This window comes from Methylobacterium sp. Leaf99, from assembly GCF_001422375.1.
In the GTDB taxonomy this organism is placed as follows: domain Bacteria; phylum Pseudomonadota; class Alphaproteobacteria; order Rhizobiales; family Beijerinckiaceae; genus Methylobacterium.
On record NZ_LMMU01000009.1, the window covers coordinates 98,380 to 117,632 of the forward strand.

A 19,253-nucleotide genomic window follows, 5' to 3' on the forward strand; every position below is an offset into this window, starting at 1 on the left:
GGTTCAGGCCAGGGGGCCGCGATCCGGAACGTTAAGTGGGAGTTGTGAGCGTTGCTGCAGTCACGGGATGGCTTGCGGACCCTGTCCGGACGCCGGGTCATCATCGTCGGCGCCGGTCCCGGCGGCCTCGCCACCGCCCTGCTGCTGGCGCGCGCGGGCGTTCACGTCACGCTCCTGGAGAAGGACCCGGCGGTGGGCGGCCGGACCAAGACCGTCGAGGCGCCGGGCGGCTACCGCTTCGACATCGGGCCGACCTTCTTCCTCTATCCACAGATTCTCGCCGACATCTTCGAATCCTGCGGCGAGCGCCTCGAGGACCACGTCAAGCTCGAGCGCCTCGATCCGCAATACCACCTCGTCTTCGAGGAGAACGGCGGCATCTCGGGCACGATCCAGGCGACCAACGACATGGCGCGCCTGGAGGCGGAGGTCGCCCGCATCGCGCCGGACGACGCCAAGAACGTCCGGAAATTCTTTTCCGACAACCGGGTCAAGCTGAAGTTCTTCAAGCCGGTTCTGGAGCAGGCCTTCCACACCCTGCGCAGCATGGCCTCCCCGGCGATGATCGCCGCCCTGCCCCACCTCCATCCCGGGCGCAGCGTCGACAAGGACCTGCAGCGCTACTTCGCCGACCCGCGCGTGCGGCTCGCCTTCGCGTTCCAGACCAAATACCTCGGCATGTCGCCGTTCCGGTGCCCGAGCCTGTTCACCATCCTGTCGTTCCTCGAATACGAGCACGGGGTCTATCACCCCGTCGGCGGCTGCGGCGCCGTTTCGGAGGCCATGGCCGGCCTGGCCCGGCGCATGGGCGTCGATATCCGCCTCGGCGCGAGCGTCGACCGGGTGCTGTTCGAGGGGAAAAAGGCCTGCGGCGTCGTCTGCGGCGGGGAGACGATCCACGCCGACGCGGTGGTGATCAACGGCGATTTCGCCAAGGTGATCAAGGATCTGGTACCCCAGACCCACCGCCCGCGCTGGCGCGACGCCAAGATCGCCAAGGCGCGCCTCTCGTGCTCGACCTTCATGCTCTATCTCGGGATCGAGGGCCCGGCGCCGGAGGCCCTCGGCCATCACACCATCCTGTTGTCGGAGGATTACGCCCGCAACATCCGCGAGATCACCGGCGGCACCCTGCCGATGCAGCCCTCGCTCTACGTCCAGCATGCCGGCTTCACCGATGGCGGCATGGCGCCGCCCGGCCACACCAGCCTCTACGTCCTCGTGCCGGTCCCCAACCTCAAGGCCGACATCGACTGGGCGACCACGCGGGCGACCTATCGCCGCCTCGTCCTCGACCGCCTGAAGATCTTGGGCCTCGGGGACATCGAGGAGCGCATCCGCTACGAGCGCATCGTCGATCCGACGGAGTGGCGCGACGATTTCTTCGTCCACGAGGGCGCCACCTTCAACCTCGCCCACGACCTCATGCAGATGCTCTACTTCCGCCCGCACAACCGCTTCGGGCCGGGGCTCTACCTCGTCGGCGGCGGCACCCATCCGGGCTCGGGCCTGCCGGTGATCTACGAGGGCGCCCGCATCACCGCCCGCCTGCTCATCGAGGAACTGTCGGCGGGCCGCGTCGGCGCCGAGGCCGCCGGCGTGCCGACCACGGCGCCCCTCGCCACCTCCGGCGACGCCGCGTGATTTCTTTCCTGACCGACAGCTTCGACCGTCGGCACGTGTCCCCTCGCCATGGGGCAGGGCTCGGGTCCTCCTGTTCATCGGCTTTCGTCGTCACCCATCTCGCGGGCAGCACGGGTCCCCTCTCCTGGAAGGAGAGGGACAGGGTGAGGTGTGCGAAGTCTCCGGAGAGTCCACGACCCTCACCCCAACCCTCTCCCAAACAGGAGAGGGGGCCCGTCGCGCGTGTTCGAAGCCTCTTGGGTCCTGTTCGAGCGCCGAGAGAACCCATCTGCGATCGCCCTGCCTTCCAAGAAAGGGGGCCGGTCGTCGCTGCCCGATCCGCAGCGATCGAACACGTTCGGTCCGTTGCACGCGCCCTTCAGGTTGCGGCCTGTCTGGTAGCTTTTTTCTCGGCCGGTCCCGCCGTCGCGGCCACCGTGGCGGTGACCGTGGACGGGATCGAACCCGTGCCGTCCACCCTCTACGTCGCCCTGTGCCAGGGCGGCCTGTCGGAGGCCGAGTGCCGGATCGGCCAGGATGCGCCCGTGCGCGGCCCGAGCCAGCGCGTGGTGTTCGAGGATGTCGCGCCCGGCGCCTACGCGGTGGCGGCCTTCCAGGACCAGAACGGCGATCGCCGCCTCGACCGCACCGGCCTCGGCCTGCCCACCGAGCCCTACGGCTTCTCCGGCCCGTCCGAGCGTACGGCCCGGCCGGACTTCGCCCGCGCCCAGGTCGCCGTGCGCGAGCCCGGACTGGCGTTGCGCCTGCGCCTGACCCGCGCCCTGCCCCGCCGCTGACCGCCCCCGTGCCGCCCGACGCACCCCTGGTCGTGGTCCGGGGGGCTGCCTTGAGCTACCGCGACCGCCGCGTCCTCGACGGCGTCGACCTCGACCTCTTCGCCGGCCGGACCGTGGCCCTGCTCGGTCCCAACGGGGCCGGCAAGACCTCGCTCATGCGCCTCGTCGCCGGCCGCCTCGCGCCGCAGTTGGGCACCGTGCGGATCGCGGGGAGCGATCCGTTCGCGACGCCCGAGGCCCGCCGGGCCATCGGCTGGGTGCCCCAGGACATCGCACTGTATCCCCGCCTCACGGTGGCCGAGAACCTCGACGTGTTCGCGCGCCTCGCCGGCCTCGGCCGCCCCGCCCGGCGCGCGGCCCTGGCCGACGCCCTCGACCTCACGGGGATCGCCGAGGTGGCCGGGCGCCCCGTCGGCCTGCTGTCGGGCGGCTACCAGCGCCGGGTCAACATCGCCGCGAGCCTCATGGCCCGGCCCCGCCTCGTCCTCCTCGACGAGCCGACGCAGGGCGTCGATCTCCACGCCCGCGCCGCAATCCACGCCGTGCTGGAGCGCCTGCGCCGCGCCGGCGCCGCCCTCCTCGTCGCCACCCACGATTTTTCCGAGGCCGAGCGCCTCGCCGACCGGGCCGCCTTCCTCGCCCAAGGGCGCATCGTGCGCGAGGGCGCCCTGCCCGACCTCCTGGCGCGCCTGCGCGACGGCGCGCCCGAGCACGAGGTCGCCCTGTCGGGCCCCGCCTCCGGCCTGGCCGAGGCGGCCCTGCGGCGGGCGGGCTTCGCGCCCGTGGACACCGGCCTGACCTGGCGGGCGCTCCCCTCCGCCGGCCCGCGCCTCGACGCGGCCGCCCTGCTGGACACCCTTCGGACGGACGGCGTCCCCGTCGCCGAGATCCGCATCCGCACCCCCGGCCTCGAGGCGGTCTACCGCGACGCCCTGGGCCTGTGGGACCCGGCCGACCCCGTCCGGCTCCGCCGCCGCGCGGAGGCCGCACCATGATCGCCGCCGCCTTCCGGGTGATGCTGCTCGGCCTGGTGCGCGACCGCGCCGCCCTGGTCATGGCCTTCGTGCTGCCCACCGTGATCTTCGTGATCTTCGCCGCGATCTTCTCCGGCGCCATCGGCGAGCGCATCCGCATCCATCTCGGCCTCGTCGACCTCGCCCGCACGGCGACGACGGAGCGCCTCGTCGCGGCCCTGGAGGCCGACCCGTCCCTGCGCATCGCCCGCCTGCCCGTCGCGGATCTCGCCGGGGCCGCGCGCGCCGTGCGCCGGGGCGAGGTCGACGTCGCCCTGGTCCTGCGCGGCGACCTCGACGCCGCGCCGGCCGGGACGGCCCCCGCCGAGCAGCCCGTGGTCCTCGTCGAGAACCCGGCCCGGGCGCTCGCCACCCCCATCGCCCTCGGGCAGTTCCAGCGGGTGCTCAATGAGGCCCTGCCCGACGTGGTGCTGGCCCGGATCGTCGCCGACGTCGAGCGCTCGGGCAAGATCGGCGCCGACGAGCGCGCCTTCCTGACCCAAGCCTTCGCCGAGCAGCGCGCCCGCAAGGAGCCGTTCTCGTTCGCGTCCCTCGTCGAACTCCGCAGCACGGCGACGGGCGGCGGCAACGATCGGGTGAGCTACTACGCCGGCGCCATTGCGGCGGTGTTCCTGCTGTTCGCTGCCATGCAGGGGGCGATGTCCCTCGTGGAGGAGCGCCAGGGCGGCCTCGCCGACCGCCTCACCGCGGCCCCCGGTGGCCTCGCGGTGATCGTGCTCGGCAAGTTCGCCTTCCTCGTCGTCCAGGGCATGCTCCAGGCCGGCCTGATCTTCGCCGCGGCGAGCCTGCTGCACGGCGTCGATCTGAGGCCCCACTGGGGGGCCTGGCTCGTCACCACCCTTCTGGTTGCCGCCATGGCTGCCGGGCTGGCCCTCGCGGCGTGCGCAGCGGCCGCCACCCGCCAGCAGGCCCACCTCGCCTCGACCTTCGGCGTCCTCCTGCTCTCGGCCGTGGGCGGCAGCATGGTTCCGCGCTTCCTCATGCCGCCGTGGCTGCAGCAGGCCGGCTGGTTCACCCCCAACGCCTGGGCCATCGAGGCCTACCAGACCGCTCTCGGCGAGGGCGTCTCCGCCGCCCTGCCGGCCTGGGGCGTGATGATCGCCGTGGCGGCGGTGAGCTTGGTGGTTGCCGTGGGGCTGGTGTCGCGGCGGGTGGCGTGAGGGGGTGCCTCCCGTTGAGGTTGTGCGGCAGGCATGACATGGTCACGGATGATTACGGAGCCTTCCATGGCTGAGCCCCGCCTCCGATCGATTGGGCCGACCGTCCCCACGGAGATCGTGTCGGACGCCCGAATCCTCGGCGGCATGCCGGTGCTGTCGGGAACCCGTATTCCGGCCGAGACCATCGCGGCCTATCTCCGCGCCGGTCAGACGTCGGCGGACATTCGGGCCGACTATCCCACCCTGCCGGCCGACGGCATCACCATCGTCGAGGCGTGGGCCGCCGCGACGGGGTAACGCGTTGACCCCCGGTGCAGGCGGCCTAGCTTCAACAACAAGGGCGGCCTTCGTCCGCGCCGGGAGTGACACGAACATGCGGGCTGGGTCTTCGGTCGCCGTCGTCGGCGCGGGGTTGGGCGGCCTCGCGGCGGCCTGCGTGAGCGCGGCGCGCGGCCACGCGGTCACCCTCTACGACAAGAACGACTGGCTCGGCGGCAAGGCGGCGGTGCTGCACGAGGGCGGGTTCCGGTTCGACATGGGGCCGACCATTCTGACCGTGCCGAAGGTGCTGGAGCGCATCTTCCAAGAGGCCGGGCGCGACATCCGCGACTACCTCGATCTCCGCCGCCTCGATCCGCAATGGCGCTGCTTCTTCGACGACGACACCCGCATCGACCTCATGGCCGACGTGCCGACCATGGCCGCCAGCATGGACCGGTTCGCCCCCGGCACGGGGGCGGGGGAAGGTTATAAAAAGTTCATCGAGATCTCCGAGCATCTCCACGGCGTCTCCAATCGGTTCTTCTTCTGGAAGGCCGTGGAGGACCTGTTCGACACCATCGACATCCGCGCCAACATGAATCCCGGCACCCTGCGGGATGTCCTGTCCCTGCGCATGGGCTCGTCGGTGGCGGGCACCATCCGCTCCAAGGTGAAGGACGCCCGCCTCGCCCAGATGCTCGACCACTTCGTGCAGTATGTCGGCTCGTCGCCCTACGGCGCGCCGGCCGTGCTGTGCGCCATCGCCCACATGCAGACGGCGGAAGGGGTGTGGTACCCCATGGGCGGCACCCGCGCCGTGGCCGAGGCGTTGTCGAAGCTCGCCGGCGAACTCGGCGCCACCCTGCGGCCGGGCGACGAGGTCACGGGCATCGCCACCGAGAACGGCGCGGTGACGGGCGTGCGCACCGCCGCCGGCACCACCCCGTTCGACGCCGTCATCTCCAACATGGACAGCGTGCGGACCTACCGCGAACTCGTCGGCGGGGCCGTCGGCAAGGCCTACGAGAAGAAGTCCTTCGAGCCGGCCTGCTCGGGCGTGGTGCTCTACCTCGGCCTCAACAAGCGCTACGACCACCTCAGCCACCACGACTTCGTCTTCTCCCGCAACCCGGAGGAGGAGTTCGACTACATCTACCGCAAGGGCGAGCCGGCGCCGGACCCGACGGCCTACCTCGCCGCGCCGTCCTCCACCGATCCGAGCGTGGCGCCGGAGGGCGGCGAGGCCCTCTACGTCCTCGTCCACACGCCGTACCTGCGGCCGCATCACGACTGGCAGAAGATGTTCCCGGCCTACCGGCAGGTGATCCTGGACAAGCTCAAGCGCACCGCCGGCATGCCGGACCTGGAAGAGCGCATCGTCGTCGAGCGCCACCTCACGCCGCAGGACATCCACGAGCGCTACCGGGTGCTCAACGGCGCGATCTATGGTCTCGCCTCCCACGGCAAGTTCATGGGCGCGTTCAAGCCCGGCAACCGCTCGCGCAAGGTGCGGGGGCTCTACCTCGCCGGCGGCGCCGCCCATCCGGGCCCCGGCATGCCCATGGTGATGATGTCGGGCTGGATCGCGGCGGACGCCCACGACACCGACGCGCGCGGCGAGGTGCGGGCGAGCGCCTGAGCCGGTTCGCGTTGGCGCGCCGACGCGAACCTGCTTAGCTCCCTGATCCGTCGCAGAGTTTCGACGCAAAACCGGTGACCACGTTTGCGAAATCTGCTCAAGGACCGGGCGGTGTCGGCCCCGGCCCGCTCGGCCTTCGTCTGGCGGTTCATGGTCGGGTATTTCGACCGGTTCCTGCGCCGCCACATGAACGCCCTGCGGATCGCCCGCTGGGGCGTTCCGGATTGTGCCGGCCATCCCGGCCCCGTCGTGGTCTACTGCAACCACCCGGCATGGTGGGACGCCGCCGTGGTCATCCTGCTCGCCGGGCGGCTGTTCCCGAAGCGCGAGAGCCACGCCCCGTTCGATGCCGGGATGCTGGCGCGCTACGCGATCTTCGCCCGCATCGGCGCCTTCCCGGTCGACCTCGACTCGGCCCGCGGCGCGGCCCAGTTCCTCCGCTCATCGCGAACCATCCTGGCGCGGCCCGGCGCGATGATCTGGATCACCGCGCAGGGGCGCTTCGCCGACGTCCGCGCCCGGCCCCTCGATCTCCGCGCCGGCGTCGCCCGCCTAGCCGAACTCGCCCCCGACACCCTGTTCGTGCCCCTGGCCCTCGACTACGCCTTCTGGGAGGAGCGCGGGGCGGAGGCCTGTGCCGCCTTCGGGCCGCCGATCCGGGGCGCCGACCTCCTGGCCCTGCCCCGGCCCGAGCGCCTGGCCCGGATGGAGGCGGCCCTGACCGACACCCTCGACCGCCTCGCCGGCGACGTGATCGCCCGCGATCCCGCTCGGTTCACGGCGCTCGTCTCGGGTGCCAAGGGCGTCGGCGGCGTCTACGATCTCGCGCGGCGCCTGCGCGCGGCCCTCACCGGCCGCCGCTTCGAGCCCGCACACCGTGCCGAGCCAGATCGTTTGCCCGAGGAAGACCGCCAGCCGTGATCCTCGCCCTCGCGATTCTGTCAGTGCTGCTCGCCCTGCTCCCGGCAATCCTCGCCGCCGTGAACCTCGTCGCCCTGCGCACGCCGGTGCCGGATGCGTCTCGCAGCGAGGCCGCGCGCCGGCAGCACGGGTCCCCTCTCCTGGAAGGAGAGGGACAGGGTGAGGTGTGCGACATCTCCGAAAAGTCCACACACATCACCCCAGCCCTCTCCTTCCAGGAGAGCGGGCCCGTCGCGGTTCAGGCCGACGCATCGCGGACGCCGGAAGCCGATCCGCCGAACGCCGAAAAAAGACCCCGCGTGTCGATCCTGATCCCGGCCCGCGACGAGGCCGCCACCATCGAACACACCGTGCGGGCGGCGCTGGCCAGCACGGGGGCCGCCATCGAGGTGCTGGTCGGCGACGACCACTCCACCGACGCCACCGCCGCCCTCGTGCGGGCCATCGCCGCCACCGACTCGCGCCTGTCCCTCGTGCCGATTCCGTCCCTGCCCGAGGGCTGGACGGGGAAGAACCACGCCTGCGCGGTGCTGGCCGGGCGGGCCCGCTTCGAACACCTCCTGTTCATCGATGCCGACGTGACCCTGGCGCCGGCGGCGGCGGCGGCCCTGGCGGCGCACGCCACCGCCACGGACGCCGCCCTCGTCAGCGGCGTGCCGCGCCAGCGCATGGGCACCCTCGGCGAGCGTCTCACCGTACCGATGATCGGCTTCCTCCTCGTGGGCTACCTGCCGGTGCCGATGATGCGGTCGTCCCTGCGCACGTCCCTCGGGGCGGCCTGCGGCCAGCTCGTCCTCGTCGACCGGGCGGTCTACGCCGCCACGGGCGGCCACGGGGCGATCCGGGGTTTCCTCCACGACGGCGTGCTGCTGGCGCGCCGCCTTCGCGGGGCGGGCCACCGCACCGACCTCGTGGCCGGCCACGCCCTCGCCTCCTGCCGGATGTACCGCGGCTGGGGAGAAGCCTGGGCCGGGTTCTCGAAGAACGCCCACGAGGGCATGGCGACCCCGCGCGCCCTCCCCATCTGGAGCCTGCTGCTGTTCGGCGGTCACATCCTGCCGGTGCTGCTGCTGATCCTGTTCGGCCTCGGCCTCGTCACCCCCGTCGCGGCCGGCCTGGCGCTGGCCGCGCTCCTGCTCTCCCTCGGCACGCGGGCGGCGATCACCTTCGCCATGCGCGAGCCCGCCGTCACGATCCCGCTGCATCCCGTGACCGTGACCGTGGCGCTCCTGATCCAGTGGAACGTGCTCCTGCGCCGCAAGGCCGCCGGCGCCGCCGTGTGGAAGGGGAGAAGCTATCCGCTGAACGGGGCCTGATGGGTTCGACGTATCGCGAGTATCGCCGATGACGGGGCTTGGCGCGGGTCCCCTCTCCTGGAAGGAGAGGGACAGGGTGAGGTGTGTGACCTTTTCGGAGAGTCCACGCACCTCACCCCAACTCTCTCCTTCCAGGAGAGGGAGCACTGGTGCGCCTGTTCGATCCGAAACGGTCCTACACAGCGCCGCCGGTCTCCTCGGCGATCCACGCCGCCGTGTCCGGATCGGCGCCGGTCACGGGTAGGTGGAGGATGATCGGCGTCTCGTAGGGGTGGCGCGCCTTGAGGGCGGCACCGAGGGGCTCGGCCAGGGTCTCGCGGCTCTTGATCAGGGCCACCACCTCGTCGGCCCGCTCCACCGCGCCCTTCCAGGCATAGACCGAGCGCATCCCCGGCAGCACGTTGACGCAGGCGGCCAGGCGCAGGCGCACCAGGGCCTCGCCCACGGCGAGGGCCGCGTCGGCATCCGGGAAGGTGGTGTAGACGAGAAGCGGACGCTCCATGCTATGGGTCTCCTGGCTATGGGTCTCCCGATCGCGGACCGGCGGCTGCATCCCGCGCGGTGCGCCGAGGTGCGACGCGGATCGCGGTCGGGTCAACGGGGCGGGGGTTCATGTCGCGGCGTTTTAACACGATCGCGTTCATCGCGAGCCCGACGGACGACGCGCGCCAGGCGGCGGACGCCCTGATGCGCCGCTACGACCACGTGCCGCCCGAGGAGGCGGACGTGGTGGTGGCCCTCGGCGGCGACGGCCTCATGCTCCAGGCCCTCCACCGCTTCATGGATGCCGGCAAGCCGATCTACGGCATGAACCGCGGCACCGTCGGCTTCCTCATGAACGAGTACCGCGAGGAGGACCTCCTCGAGCGCCTCGAGAACACCAAGCGCAGCCGCATCCACCCCCTGCTCATGGAGGCCGTGGACACGGAGGGGCGCCGGCACCGGGCGCGGGCCCTGAACGAGGTCTACATGCTGCGCCAGACCCATCAGACCGCCAAGCTGCGGATCTCGGTGGACGGCCACGTGCGCCTGCCCGAACTCATCGCCGACGGGGTGCTGGCGGCGACGCCGGCCGGGTCCACGGCCTACAACCTCTCCGTGGGCGGGCCGATCCTGCCCCTCAACGCCCGCCTGCTGGCCCTGACGCCGATCTCGTCCTTCCGCCCGCGCCGCTGGCACGGGGCGCTCCTGCCCGATCACGCCCGCATCTTCATCGAGGTGCTCGATGCCGAGCACCGGCCCGTGGCGGCGGTGGCCGACCACACGGAGTTCCGCCGGGTCGCCACCGTCGAGACCTGGCTCGACCACGCCACCAACCTCGTGCTCCTGCACGACCCCGGCCACAGCCTCGACGAGCGGATTCTTCGCGAGCAGTTCGGCTGACGCCTCACGCGGCGAGGCGGACGCGCTCCCGGTCGGCGCGGTAGCTCGCCACCAGGGCGTTCGGGATCGTGTCGAGGATCTCCGCGACGGTCGCCGTGCGGGTCTGCGCGTCGTCCTGCGGCGTCGTCTCCCGCAGCTTCGCCGCCCGGTCCTCCTGGAACTGCGCCAGGATCGCCCGCGGCAGGGCTTCGAGGATGAGGCCGACGGGGTCGTTCCGGCCGGCCTCCCCGGCTTGGATGGCCTCCTGAGCTTGGACGGCCTCCTGGGCTTCGACGGCGACCCCGTCGTCGACGATCCCGGCGGCTGGAGCCGCTTCGGGGGCCGCTGTGGCGGTGGCGCCCGCATCCTGCACGGATGCCGTCACGCCTTCGGACGTCTCCAGGGCTACTGGGGTCACCAGGACTTCTGGCGTCTCCAGGATTTGGGGCGCCTCCGGAACGTCCGGCGTGTCCGAGGGTTCGGGCGTCGCCGACAGGTCGAGGATGTCCCGGTGTCCGGTGATCGCCGCGGTCTCCGCCAGTGTCTGGCTCAGGGCTGCCGCGTGGCGAGGCACCGCCCTGGGGGCTTCGTCACGAGGAGCTTGCCGCTTCGCCTCGCGCCACTCGGCGTCGAGGATCTCCGCCGCCACCGCGACGGCCTCCGCCTCGGGAAACGCTTCGGTCGTCGGCGCCGCCAGGGCCGGCTGCGCCGCCATCGCCCGGGTCACGGTCCTGGCGGCATCGCGGGCGGCCTCGGCCTCGAACCGGGCGAGCAGGGCCATGACGCCCTGAGCGTCGGCGAACGGCATAGTCTCGCAGGCGGTGAGCGCCCGCTCGATCATCAGGCGCGACAGGGCCGCACCCCGCGCGGTGCTCTCGCCCCGGCCGGCCTCGCGCCAGGCCGAGAGGGCGGCGGTGAAGGCCGGCAGCAGCATGGCCGGCAGGCCCGCCTTGCGGTGGAGGGCGGCGTAGGCGGCGCTCGATCCCTCGTGCATCAGGCCGGCGACGCGGGCCGGGGCGAGGCCGGCGAGGTCGGCCAGGGCGGTCTCGGCGAACGGCATGTGGCCCGACAGGATCGCCCGCAGGATCAGGCCGGCATTGAGCTGGCCGTGGGTGCGGAGGTGGGCGACGAAGCGGGCGAGGTCGATGGGATGCGCCCCGGTGCTGAATTCCAGGGTCGCCCGCTCGCGCGCCTCCCGGCCGGCCCGTTCGCCCCGGGCCGGGGTGAGCCATCCGGACGCGACGGCATGGCGCGACAGGACCTCGGCGAGCCGATCCGTGCAGGCCTGGCGCACTTCGAGGGGCAGGTGGGGCCGGGCCAGCACCGCCTCGCGCAGGGACGCGTCGTCGCCGTGGCGCGCGACGAGGCGCAGGAGGCTGCCGGCGGTGATGCGGGCGCTGCGGTTCCGCACCATCGCGGCGAGGGCCTCCGGTCCGGCGATCTCCGCCATGGCGCCCGCCACCGCGTGCGACAGGTCGCGCCGCTCGGCGATGGCGACGCGCGCCGCCTCGCAGCCGATGGCGATGCCGTCGACGAGGTCGGCATCCGTGAGCACGGGCGAGCGCCTGAGGACGAGGCAGGCGATGTCCGGCAGGTCGCCGGCCAGGGCCACCACGAGGGAGCGCGGCGTCGCGGGGCTGGTCGCGCAGGCCACGGCCAGGGCGCGCCGCACCATCGGGGCCGGGTCGTCGAGGAGCGCGAGGATCGTGGCCTCCGCCTGCCCCGCCGTGTCGGGGGCGAGGCCCCCGTGCAGGATGGCCTGGACCAGGGCGCCGGCCGCCTCCGCCCGGCGCTCGGCCGAGGCGTGCTGCGTCCAGGCGAGGAACTGGCGGATGATCATGGGCCGCTCCGGGCGGTGAGGAGGGAGGGATCGAGGGCTGTGCCGGTCCGGGCCGCCAACGTCGTGGTGAATTCGGCCGGCCGGCGCGGCGGCAGCGGCGCCCCGACGAGGGCGGGGGAGGCCGCCGTCGCCGTGCCGGAGGCCTCCGCGGCGGTGGCTTGCGCCGGAGCAGGCTGCGCCGGGGTGGTGGTTTGCACCGCCGCCAGGACGGTGTCCGCCGTCCCGTCCGAGCGCGGGAAGTAGGTGGGGGCGCTGCGGACCGTGTCCGTGGCCGCCCGGCCCTGCCAGAGCTTGGCGACCCCGTCCGAGACCGCGCCCTGGCGCTTGTCGGTCTGGAACAGGGAGCGCAGGCCACCGTCGAGGGAGGCGTAGGCGGTGGTCCCCTCCGGCGGCACGAGGGGGCTGGCAGCGGCCGTCGGGGCCGCCGCCGGGGCACCCGTGGAGCGGGCCGTCGACAGGAGGGCGTAGAGTTCGGCGGCCCCCCGCGCCCGGCCGGTCTTGTCGTAGAACAGGTTGCGGTTGGCCGCGGCCGCCTCCGGCATGTCGAGGGCGGCGGCGCGGGCCGGGCTCGCCTGGGCGGTGTTGATGAGGGCGGCGGCCCCGCGGGCCCCGAGGACGTGGGCGGCGTAGAGGTCGCCCCCCGTGGGTTCGCGGCCCAAAGCCGCCGTCAGGGCCTCGCCGTTGCGCTGGGTCAGGGCGCCGGCGAGGGTCGCGGCGGTCTTAGGATCGCGGCGGAGATCCAAGATCGTTTGGCGCGCGTCGGGGTCGGTGACGGCGTAGGTGCCGTCGGGGCGCGCCGTGATGGCGTCGGCATAGGTCTGGAGGCCGAGCTTCGGCCCGGCGTTCTTCATGGTGCCGAGCCAGGTCTGCTCGATGAACTGGAACAGGCCCGTGGCCGAGGAGGTGCCGGCCTTCGCCGTGGGATCGAGGGCGGATTCGCGCCGGGCCGTCGCCAGGAGGTAGTCGAAGCCCACGCCCGAACTCTGCGCCCCGTCGCGGATCGCCGCGACGACGGCCGAGCCCGAATTCGTCCCCGAAGTCGTGCCCGAAACCGCGCGCGTCCCCGCATCCCGGGCGGCGCCGGTGTCGCGGGTGGTGGCGGGGGGCGTGGTGAACAGGAACATGCGCCGTCCGGCTGAAGGCACGGCGCCATGATGGCGGCCTGTCCTTCGGGCCTGACTTTGCTCAACTATGGTAAAGGAAGCTTAAAGAGCCGGGGACCGCGCCCCTGTTCAGTCCGGAGCAAGATAGCGTCGGCGCGCCCAGCCGAGGATCGGGCCGGCCTTGACCCGGCACCAGGTCAGGCCGCTCGGGGTGTCGCTGGTGCAGCCGAAGCCCCGGATGCGCGCGCCGGCCGGCACCTGCCCGAGGGCGGGCGCGGCGGCGTCCGGCGTCTCGCGGAGGGTCAGGCCCTCGCCGCGGGGCAGGCCGTCGACGCGAAACGCCTCCACGGCGAAAGCCGGGCCCGCCAGGGCGAGGACGGCGAGGGCGAGGGGAAGGCGCATGGCGGGTCTCGGGAGCGCGGATCTCGGGAGCGCGGGTCTCAGGAGCGGTGCACGCCCATCATCGCAGTGAGGCCGCCGTCCACGGGGAGGACCGCGCCGGTGATGTAGGCCGCCCCCTCCCCCATGAGGAAGGCGGCCAGCGCCGCGACCTCCTCCGGCCGGGCAAAGCGTCCGGCGGGGATCTGGCGCTCCATGCCGGCCCGGTGGGCGGCGTAGGGCGCCATCATGTCCGTGTCGATGAAGCCCGGGGCGATGACGTTCACGGTGACCCCGCGCTTGGCCGACTCGATGGCGAGCGTCCGGCAATAGGCGATGAGCGCGCCCTTGCTCGCCGCGTAGGCGGCGTTGCCGGGGTTCGCCCGAAGGGCCGCCACCGAGCCGATGGCGACGATGCGCCCCGAGCGCGCGCGGATCATGCCCCGCACCAGGGATTTGGCGAGGCGGGTCAGGGACCAGAAGTTCACCTGCATGGCCGCCTCGGCCCGGTCCTGGTCGAGCATCGCCGCGAGCGCGTCGGAGGACTGGCCGGCATTGTGGACGAGGCCGTAGAAGGCCTCGTCCTCCAGGGACTCGCAGAAGGCGTCGAGGGCGGCGCGGTCGGCGAGGTCGAGGGCGTGGGCCGTCACCATCCGCGCCGGATGGGCGGCGGCGAGCTCGGCCACCAGGGCCTCGGCGGCCTCGCCCGACGAGCGGTAGGTGAAGGCGACGTCGTGGCCGGCGCCGACGAGGGCCCGCACCAGGGCGGCGCCGAGGCCGGAGGCGCCCCCGGTGACGAGGATGCGGGTGCTCATGCGGGCTCGTCCCCGAGCACGAGGCAGGTGTTCTGCCCGCCGAAGCCGAAGGAGTTCGAGAGCACGCGGGAGACCCGGGCGTCGCGGGCGGTGGCGACGACGTCCAGCGGGATCGCCGGGTCCGGCACGGCGTAGTTGATGGTTGGCGGGATGCGCCCGTGGGCGATGGTCAGCAGCGAGACCACCGCCTCGATGGCCCCGGCCGCCGTCAGGGTGTGGCCGATCATCGACTTGTTGGACGAGATCGGCAGGCGGCCGATGCGGTCGCCGAACACCGCGGCGCAGCCCATGGCCTCCATCTTGTCGTTCTCCGGCGTCGAGGTGCCGTGGGCGTTGACGGTGTCGATGGCGTCGGGGCCCGTGCCGGCATCGTCCAGGGCCGCGCGGATCGCCGCGATGCCGGGGGCGCCGTCGGGGCTGGAGCGGGTGCGGTGGAAGCCGTCGCCCTTCTCGCCGCAGCCGAGCACGTAGCCGAGGATTTTTGCCCCCCGCGCCCGTGCGGCCCCGGCCTCCTCCAGCACGAGGGCGCCGGCGCCCTCGCCCATGACGAAGCCGTCGCGATTCTTCGAGAACGGCTTCGAGGCGGCCTCCGGCGGGTCGTTCTGGGTCGAGAGGGCCGAGAGCAGGGAGAACCGGATCAGGGATTCGGGGTTCACCGAGCCGTCGGTGCCGATGCAGAGGGCGGCGCTCACCTCGCCCCGGCGGATGGCTTCGACGCCGAGCTGGATCGCCGTCGCCCCCGACGAGCAGGCGGTGGAGAGCGAGATCGGCGAGCCCTTCGTGCCGAAGCGGTCGGCGATGTTTTCGGCCACGGTGCCGAAGATGAACAGGTCGTGCCAGGCGTCGAACCGGCGGCTGGCGGCGGCGCGCTGGAGGTCCGAATAGGTGATCGGCCCGTCCTGGCCCGACGCCTCGGCCATGGCCCGGCGCTGGGGCCATTCCATCTCGACGGGGGGCACGGCGATGAACAGGGCGCCGGGAAAATCGCCCCGCGCGCCGAGGCCCGATTGCGCGATGGCTTCCTCGGCGGCGGCTTCGGCGAAGCGCTGCGACAGGGCCGGGGCCACCAGCGGATCGGTGTCGAGGAAGTCGACGGTGCCGGCGATGCGCGTGCGCAGGCCCTCCGTCGGGAAGCGCTTGATGGCGTGGATGCCCGAGCGCCCGGCGGTCAGGGCCGCCCAGTTGTCGGCCTGGCCCTGGCCCAGGGAGGTGACGATGCCGAGGCCCGTGACCGCCACCAGGGGGCGGCCCTTGCTGTCGCGAAAGGAATCGTTGGTCATCGCGCCGTTCTACACCGTTTCACGGGGTCCGCCCGGTCAGGCCGCGCAGACGCGGATCACGCCCTCGCCGCGGCGGTGGCCGACCGTGGTGATCGCGACCTCGCGGGCCCGGCCCTCCGCCACGAGGCCGGCGGCCAGGGCGGCGCCGAAGGGGGCCGTCACCTCCAGGGTGTGGCCGATGATGTCGCCCAGAGCCGTCACGGGCACGCCGCCCGCGAGGCGGGCCAGGGCCGCGCCTTCCTCCGCCGTGATGCCGGTGACGCCCGTGGCGCCCGAGATCACTTGGTCGGGCGTCTCCGCCCCCGAGGCCCGCCACAGGGCTTCGACGCTCCGCGCCGTGGCGCCGGGCTCGCGCCGGGTGCGGTCGCTCCGGACCGGCATGAGCCGGGCGAGGGCTTTCGCGCCGCGGGCGCGGGCGTGGTCCGCCGATTCGAGGACGAGGAAGGCGGCGCCGCTGCCGAGGATGAACCCGGCCTCGGCCTCGGGCTCCCGCGAAAACACCGGCCGGAACGGTTTGGCGCGCAGGTATCCGCCCATCTCGTGGATCACCATCACGTCCGGGCGCTCGGCGCTGTAGGAGCCGCCCACCAGCATGCAGTCGACCTGACCCGAGGCGATGCGACCTTGCGCGATGCGCAGGGCGTCGGTGCCGGCGGCCTCCTCGCCCATGAAGGTGCGGGACGCCCCCGTGACCCCGTGGACGATGGCGATGTTGCCGGCGAGCAGGTTCGAGAGCTGGGCGAGGAACAGGGTCGGGCGCAGGTCGTTGAGCAGGCGCTCGTTGAGGTAGGCGCCGGCATCCTCCGCGCCGCGAAGCCCCGTGAGGATCGCCCCGTCCACCGCCGTGTCGCGCTCGCCGCCGCCGCAGGCGACGACGAGGTGCATGGCGCCCTTCAGGGCCGCGTCGCCCTTCAGCCCGGCGGAGTCGAGGGCGAGGCCGGCGGCGTAGACCCCGAGCCGCTGCCACGGCTCCATCTGGCGCTGGTCGGATTTTTTGGGGATCTGCCCGTCGAGGGCCAGGGGCGCCACGGGATGCACCGTGTAGGGCGCGAAGCGCTCCGTGTCGGTCCGCGCCGGCGCGCCCGCCGCGAGGGCGTCGAGATGGGCCGCGATGCCCTCCCCCGCGCAGGAGACGAGGCCGAGGCCGGTGACGACGACGTCGTTCATGCTGGCTCCGGTTCCGTCGTGATCCCCGCGAGATCCAGGAGGCCGATCCGCCGCGCCCGTGCCCGCATGGGCCCGTCGAGGCCGTCGGGGAACGGCATGGTGCGGAAGCGCAGTTCGGCGTTGCAGAGCGGCTTGCCGTCGTGGCGGATGGCCGCCTTGGTCACGGCGTAGCCCGAGCCGTCATGCTCGAGGGTCGCCTCGACCGCGAGCTCGGCGCCGGGGCCGACGAAGGACCGGAACCGCGCCTTGTCCACCCCCATGAGGAACGGCATCTGCCGGAAGCCGAGATGGGCCAGGATGAGGTAGCCCGAGGCCTGGGCCATGGTCTCGGTGAGCAGCACGCCCGGCACCAGGGGATGGCCGGGAAAGTGCCCCTCGAAGACCGGGCTCTCCATCGGCACGCGGGCCACGGCCTCGATCCGGCCGGCGGCCCGGTCCAGGACCGTCACCGCGTCGATCATCTCGAAATATTCGAGCCGCATGGCTGGGGTTCCGGCGGCTTTAAGAGGCTTTGGCGGCCTTCTCGGCGACGAGGGCGTCGATGCGGGCGCAGAGGTTCTTGAGGACGAAGTACTCCTCGGCCGGGACCTTGCCCTCGTTGACCTCCTGGGTCCAGCGCTCCAGGGGCAGCTTGATCCCGAAGGCCTTGTCCACCGCGAAGGCGATGTCGAGGAAGGCGAGGGAATCGATGCCGAGATCGTCGATGGCGTGGCTTTCCGGCGTGATGGTGTCGCGCGGAATGTCGGCGGTGTCGGCGATGATCTCGGCGACGCGGTCGAAGGTGGCGGTCTGGGTCAGGTCGGACATGCGTTCTCGCCGTGTTTGCTGGATATCCCGCCACCCCGGCCCGCGCCGGCGATGGCCGGACCTTGAGGCCGGCCCACGATGCCCGGCGCCCCCCGGTCGCGCAGCATGTCCCGCCGGACGACGCCGCGCGCCGTCCTCGAAAGATGAAGGCGGTCCCTTACACGAGGGGGGTAGGCCGGGCAACCGTGCGGGTTTTTCGGTGGTGTCTCAGTCAGGATTTGGTTCGCCTTCAGGGGCGGGATTTCCACGTCTCCATGAAAGTGCAGGACGCTTCAGCATAAGCATGAGTGCCCGGACACATCGCAGCTACTGCGCGCTGGAGGTCACGGTGTCGTTGCTCCAACGGCAGATGAAAAATTGGTTCGTGATGGGCAATACGATTCCGCAAAGAAAGGAGTTCGTCTGAGATGGTCCAGGCGGATCGCGCATCGAGAGCGTTGTCATGCGGAAAGATGCGCGTGAGATTGTGTCTCCAAGCATAGGGGATGTCGTAGCTTTTCGAGAGTTGTGACACCCAGAACCCTGCAGACAAATCCGCCACGATCGCGGGTAGCGGGGCGGGCTTTATGTCGCGAGATTTCTCTTGACGATCAAGCGCATCTAGCAGTCGCACCTGATCCATCCGCGTTAACTGCCTGCGCGCCCTTTTCTCGTCATATGGCCAATTGCTGTTATACTTCCAGCACAGAAACTCGTTCAGGCGGTTTCGAAAGCAAATCTCCCATGCCTGCAAATAAGTGTAAAGCGACTGCGAAAGCCTTGCGTTCCAATGATAAATTTCTATCGCCCTTAAGTCATCGCCTTTGGCTTCAGCGCTATACCTAGCGAACCTGGCAGGACTTAGGGATGCCTTAAAAGACTGCTTAAGCAGCGGGGTTTTGGAGAAAACCTCTTGCATGACCCTGGCTGCTGCCCTATGTTGGCCGAGTGAGCCTCGGGAAACGGTCACTGCGACTTGTCGCACACCCCCCTTGGACGGGATTAAGGCGAGGGCGGGCTCATCAGAGTCCGCCCTTTGCTTTATGCACTTATAAACTTTGAAATGAAAACTTCATTCCGGTAGAATCTCAAGACGAAGTTTTACGCGCGATGCGGGCACGCCATTAAAGTCGCTCTTCTTAGTTCAGCTAACCTAATTGTCTCAGCCGGCGCTTGGTCTGGCTGTTGCTCGTAGAAGAACTGCCGTTTAAAATATAGTCTTGTTAAAATATAGTCGTGGCTGACCCCAAGAACTCTTGCAATCTCCCGAAGAACATTTTTACGAGGCCTCGAGTCGTTTTCTTCCCAGTTCCAAACCGCCGTCGGTGATACGCCCACAGCCTTTGCCAAGTCGGTTTTAGACAGGTCGAGTTCTTCTCTTTTTAGCTTAATTCCCGCGGCCATTTTTGCGGCCATAACGATCTCCATAAGTCGATGAAACATACAGGGAGGTTGGCCGAAGGCCCGTCAAGCGAGAACTACAAAAACTTTGGCTTGGGTGCGTGATGTGTACGGGCCACGTTTCCCTGGTCTGGGCGCGGAGGCTTCAACGCGGCTTGCCCCGTCTTTCTTGCCCCGGAGCCGATCCAAGATGCCGGCGGCCATTGCCGGGCTCACCTGGTGCCTCTTGTGCATTTCTACGAAGCTGTACCAGAACGTGTCGAGAGCGACCATGTGGGCGTGGTTCTCGAACGTCTTCGAAAAGGCGTTTGAAAGGCGGATGGGCCGCTTTCATCCGCATCCGTATCGTGAGGTTCTGACGCTCCACGTC

20 protein-coding genes are annotated in these 19,253 nt (G+C 71.2%); 9 read left to right on the plus strand and 11 right to left on the minus strand.

Annotated features, from left to right (window positions below; translation table 11 throughout):
- Positions 1-51: 51 nt before the first annotated feature.
- The 8 genes from crtI to ASF28_RS17290 all read left to right on the plus strand — a co-directional run bounded on the left by crtI (position 52) and on the right by ASF28_RS17290 (position 8,751).
- Positions 52-1,644, plus strand: a complete 1,593-nt coding sequence (gene crtI, locus ASF28_RS17255) for a phytoene desaturase family protein (protein ID WP_056095443.1) — start codon at positions 52-54, stop codon at positions 1,642-1,644.
- A gap of 374 nt (positions 1,645-2,018) precedes the next feature.
- Positions 2,019-2,420, plus strand: coding sequence for a DUF2141 domain-containing protein (locus ASF28_RS17260; protein ID WP_056095806.1), 402 nt, complete (start codon positions 2,019-2,021; stop codon positions 2,418-2,420).
- An 8-nt stretch (positions 2,421-2,428) separates the two neighbouring features.
- Positions 2,429-3,415 (plus strand): ABC transporter ATP-binding protein, encoded by a 987-nt coding sequence (locus ASF28_RS17265; RefSeq protein ID WP_056095445.1) that lies wholly within the window; start codon positions 2,429-2,431, stop codon positions 3,413-3,415.
- Positions 3,412-4,614, plus strand: a complete 1,203-nt coding sequence (locus ASF28_RS17270; protein WP_056095448.1) for an ABC transporter permease — start codon at positions 3,412-3,414, stop codon at positions 4,612-4,614. Before ASF28_RS17265 ends, ASF28_RS17270 begins: the two co-directional genes overlap by 4 nt.
- A 66-nt stretch (positions 4,615-4,680) precedes the next feature.
- A complete protein-coding gene (locus ASF28_RS17275; RefSeq protein WP_056095451.1) occupies positions 4,681-4,911 on the plus strand; it encodes a DUF433 domain-containing protein in 231 nt (76 codons plus the stop codon).
- Positions 4,912-4,987: 76 nt separating this feature from the next.
- Positions 4,988-6,514, plus strand: coding sequence for a phytoene desaturase family protein (locus tag ASF28_RS17280; RefSeq protein ID WP_056095454.1), 1,527 nt, complete (start codon positions 4,988-4,990; stop codon positions 6,512-6,514).
- Positions 6,515-6,664: 150 nt separating this feature from the next.
- A complete protein-coding gene (locus ASF28_RS17285; protein ID WP_056095809.1) occupies positions 6,665-7,435 on the plus strand; it encodes a lysophospholipid acyltransferase family protein in 771 nt (256 codons plus the stop codon).
- A 194-nt stretch (positions 7,436-7,629) separates the two neighbouring features.
- The gene (locus ASF28_RS17290) at positions 7,630-8,751 is read left to right on the plus strand and encodes a glycosyltransferase (protein ID WP_056095812.1); all 1,122 of its coding nucleotides are present in this window, start codon (positions 7,630-7,632) and stop codon (positions 8,749-8,751) included.
- Positions 8,752-8,926: 175 nt separating this feature from the next.
- Here ASF28_RS17290 and cutA read toward each other — a convergent pair whose 3' ends face one another.
- Positions 8,927-9,253, minus strand: a complete 327-nt coding sequence (cutA, locus tag ASF28_RS17295; protein ID WP_056095457.1) for a divalent-cation tolerance protein CutA — start codon at positions 9,251-9,253, stop codon at positions 8,927-8,929.
- Between the two features lie 110 nt (positions 9,254-9,363).
- On the opposite strand from cutA, the gene ASF28_RS17300 reads away from it, so the two are divergent.
- Positions 9,364-10,134 (plus strand): NAD kinase, encoded by a 771-nt coding sequence (locus ASF28_RS17300; RefSeq protein ID WP_056095460.1) that lies wholly within the window; start codon positions 9,364-9,366, stop codon positions 10,132-10,134.
- A 4-nt stretch (positions 10,135-10,138) separates the two neighbouring features.
- On the opposite strand, the gene ASF28_RS17305 is transcribed toward ASF28_RS17300, so the two are convergent.
- From ASF28_RS17305 to ASF28_RS23740, 10 genes are all read right to left on the minus strand, one after another.
- Positions 10,139-11,953, minus strand: coding sequence for a DUF2336 domain-containing protein (locus tag ASF28_RS17305; protein WP_056095463.1), 1,815 nt, complete (start codon positions 11,951-11,953; stop codon positions 10,139-10,141).
- Entirely contained in the window at positions 11,950-13,077 is a 1,128-nt protein-coding gene (locus ASF28_RS17310; RefSeq protein WP_056095465.1) for a lytic transglycosylase, read from the minus strand. Before ASF28_RS17310 ends, ASF28_RS17305 begins: the two co-directional genes overlap by 4 nt.
- A gap of 108 nt (positions 13,078-13,185) precedes the next feature.
- Positions 13,186-13,458, minus strand: a complete 273-nt coding sequence (locus ASF28_RS17315; RefSeq protein WP_056095468.1) for an SH3 domain-containing protein — start codon at positions 13,456-13,458, stop codon at positions 13,186-13,188.
- 38 nt (positions 13,459-13,496) lie between these two features.
- Complete coding sequence (locus ASF28_RS17320) at positions 13,497-14,249, minus strand: SDR family NAD(P)-dependent oxidoreductase (RefSeq protein WP_056095471.1); 753 nt, start codon at positions 14,247-14,249, stop codon at positions 13,497-13,499.
- Positions 14,246-15,529 (minus strand): beta-ketoacyl-ACP synthase, encoded by a 1,284-nt coding sequence (locus ASF28_RS17325; RefSeq protein WP_056095473.1) that lies wholly within the window; start codon positions 15,527-15,529, stop codon positions 14,246-14,248. Before ASF28_RS17325 ends, ASF28_RS17320 begins: the two co-directional genes overlap by 4 nt.
- 36 nt (positions 15,530-15,565) lie before the next feature.
- Complete coding sequence (locus ASF28_RS17330) at positions 15,566-16,696, minus strand: beta-ketoacyl-ACP synthase (protein ID WP_056095476.1); 1,131 nt, start codon at positions 16,694-16,696, stop codon at positions 15,566-15,568.
- Entirely contained in the window at positions 16,693-17,178 is a 486-nt protein-coding gene (locus tag ASF28_RS17335; protein ID WP_056095479.1) for a 3-hydroxyacyl-ACP dehydratase FabZ family protein, read from the minus strand. Before ASF28_RS17335 ends, ASF28_RS17330 begins: the two co-directional genes overlap by 4 nt.
- A gap of 19 nt (positions 17,179-17,197) precedes the next feature.
- Positions 17,198-17,503, minus strand: coding sequence for an acyl carrier protein (locus ASF28_RS17340; RefSeq protein WP_056095482.1), 306 nt, complete (start codon positions 17,501-17,503; stop codon positions 17,198-17,200).
- A 229-nt stretch (positions 17,504-17,732) separates the two neighbouring features.
- Complete coding sequence (locus ASF28_RS22625) at positions 17,733-18,401, minus strand: Abi family protein (RefSeq protein WP_157085636.1); 669 nt, start codon at positions 18,399-18,401, stop codon at positions 17,733-17,735.
- A gap of 182 nt (positions 18,402-18,583) precedes the next feature.
- Positions 18,584-18,925 carry a helix-turn-helix domain-containing protein gene (locus ASF28_RS23740; protein WP_082476629.1) on the minus strand — a complete coding sequence of 114 codons (342 nt, stop codon included), beginning with the start codon at positions 18,923-18,925 and terminating at the stop codon, positions 18,584-18,586.
- Positions 18,926-19,253: the final 328 nt, after the last annotated feature.

What these genes read in the sequence shown, in the direction of transcription:
- ASF28_RS23740 (WP_082476629.1), bottom strand. Translation starts at nt 18,925, where the DNA reads ATGTTTCATCGACTTATGGAGATCGTTATGGCCGCAAAAATGGCCGCG.
- ASF28_RS22625 (WP_157085636.1), bottom strand. Translation starts at nt 18,401, where the DNA reads ATGCAAGAGGTTTTCTCCAAAACCCCGCTGCTTAAGCAGTCTTTTAAG.
- ASF28_RS17310 (WP_056095465.1), bottom strand. Translation starts at nt 13,077, where the DNA reads ATGTTCCTGTTCACCACGCCCCCCGCCACCACCCGCGACACCGGCGCC.
- ASF28_RS17340 (WP_056095482.1), bottom strand. Translation starts at nt 17,503, where the DNA reads ATGTCCGACCTGACCCAGACCGCCACCTTCGACCGCGTCGCCGAGATC.
- ASF28_RS17275 (WP_056095451.1), top strand. Translation starts at nt 4,681, where the DNA reads ATGGCTGAGCCCCGCCTCCGATCGATTGGGCCGACCGTCCCCACGGAG.
- ASF28_RS17305 (WP_056095463.1), bottom strand. Translation starts at nt 11,953, where the DNA reads ATGATCATCCGCCAGTTCCTCGCCTGGACGCAGCACGCCTCGGCCGAG.
- ASF28_RS17315 (WP_056095468.1), bottom strand. Translation starts at nt 13,458, where the DNA reads ATGCGCCTTCCCCTCGCCCTCGCCGTCCTCGCCCTGGCGGGCCCGGCT.
- ASF28_RS17330 (WP_056095476.1), bottom strand. Translation starts at nt 16,696, where the DNA reads ATGAACGACGTCGTCGTCACCGGCCTCGGCCTCGTCTCCTGCGCGGGG.
- ASF28_RS17270 (WP_056095448.1), top strand. Translation starts at nt 3,412, where the DNA reads ATGATCGCCGCCGCCTTCCGGGTGATGCTGCTCGGCCTGGTGCGCGAC.
- ASF28_RS17285 (WP_056095809.1), top strand. Translation starts at nt 6,665, where the DNA reads ATGGTCGGGTATTTCGACCGGTTCCTGCGCCGCCACATGAACGCCCTG.
- ASF28_RS17335 (WP_056095479.1), bottom strand. Translation starts at nt 17,178, where the DNA reads ATGCGGCTCGAATATTTCGAGATGATCGACGCGGTGACGGTCCTGGAC.
- ASF28_RS17320 (WP_056095471.1), bottom strand. Translation starts at nt 14,249, where the DNA reads ATGAGCACCCGCATCCTCGTCACCGGGGGCGCCTCCGGCCTCGGCGCC.
- ASF28_RS17325 (WP_056095473.1), bottom strand. Translation starts at nt 15,529, where the DNA reads ATGACCAACGATTCCTTTCGCGACAGCAAGGGCCGCCCCCTGGTGGCG.
- ASF28_RS17280 (WP_056095454.1), top strand. Translation starts at nt 4,988, where the DNA reads ATGCGGGCTGGGTCTTCGGTCGCCGTCGTCGGCGCGGGGTTGGGCGGC.
- ASF28_RS17300 (WP_056095460.1), top strand. Translation starts at nt 9,364, where the DNA reads ATGTCGCGGCGTTTTAACACGATCGCGTTCATCGCGAGCCCGACGGAC.
- cutA (WP_056095457.1), bottom strand. Translation starts at nt 9,253, where the DNA reads ATGGAGCGTCCGCTTCTCGTCTACACCACCTTCCCGGATGCCGACGCG.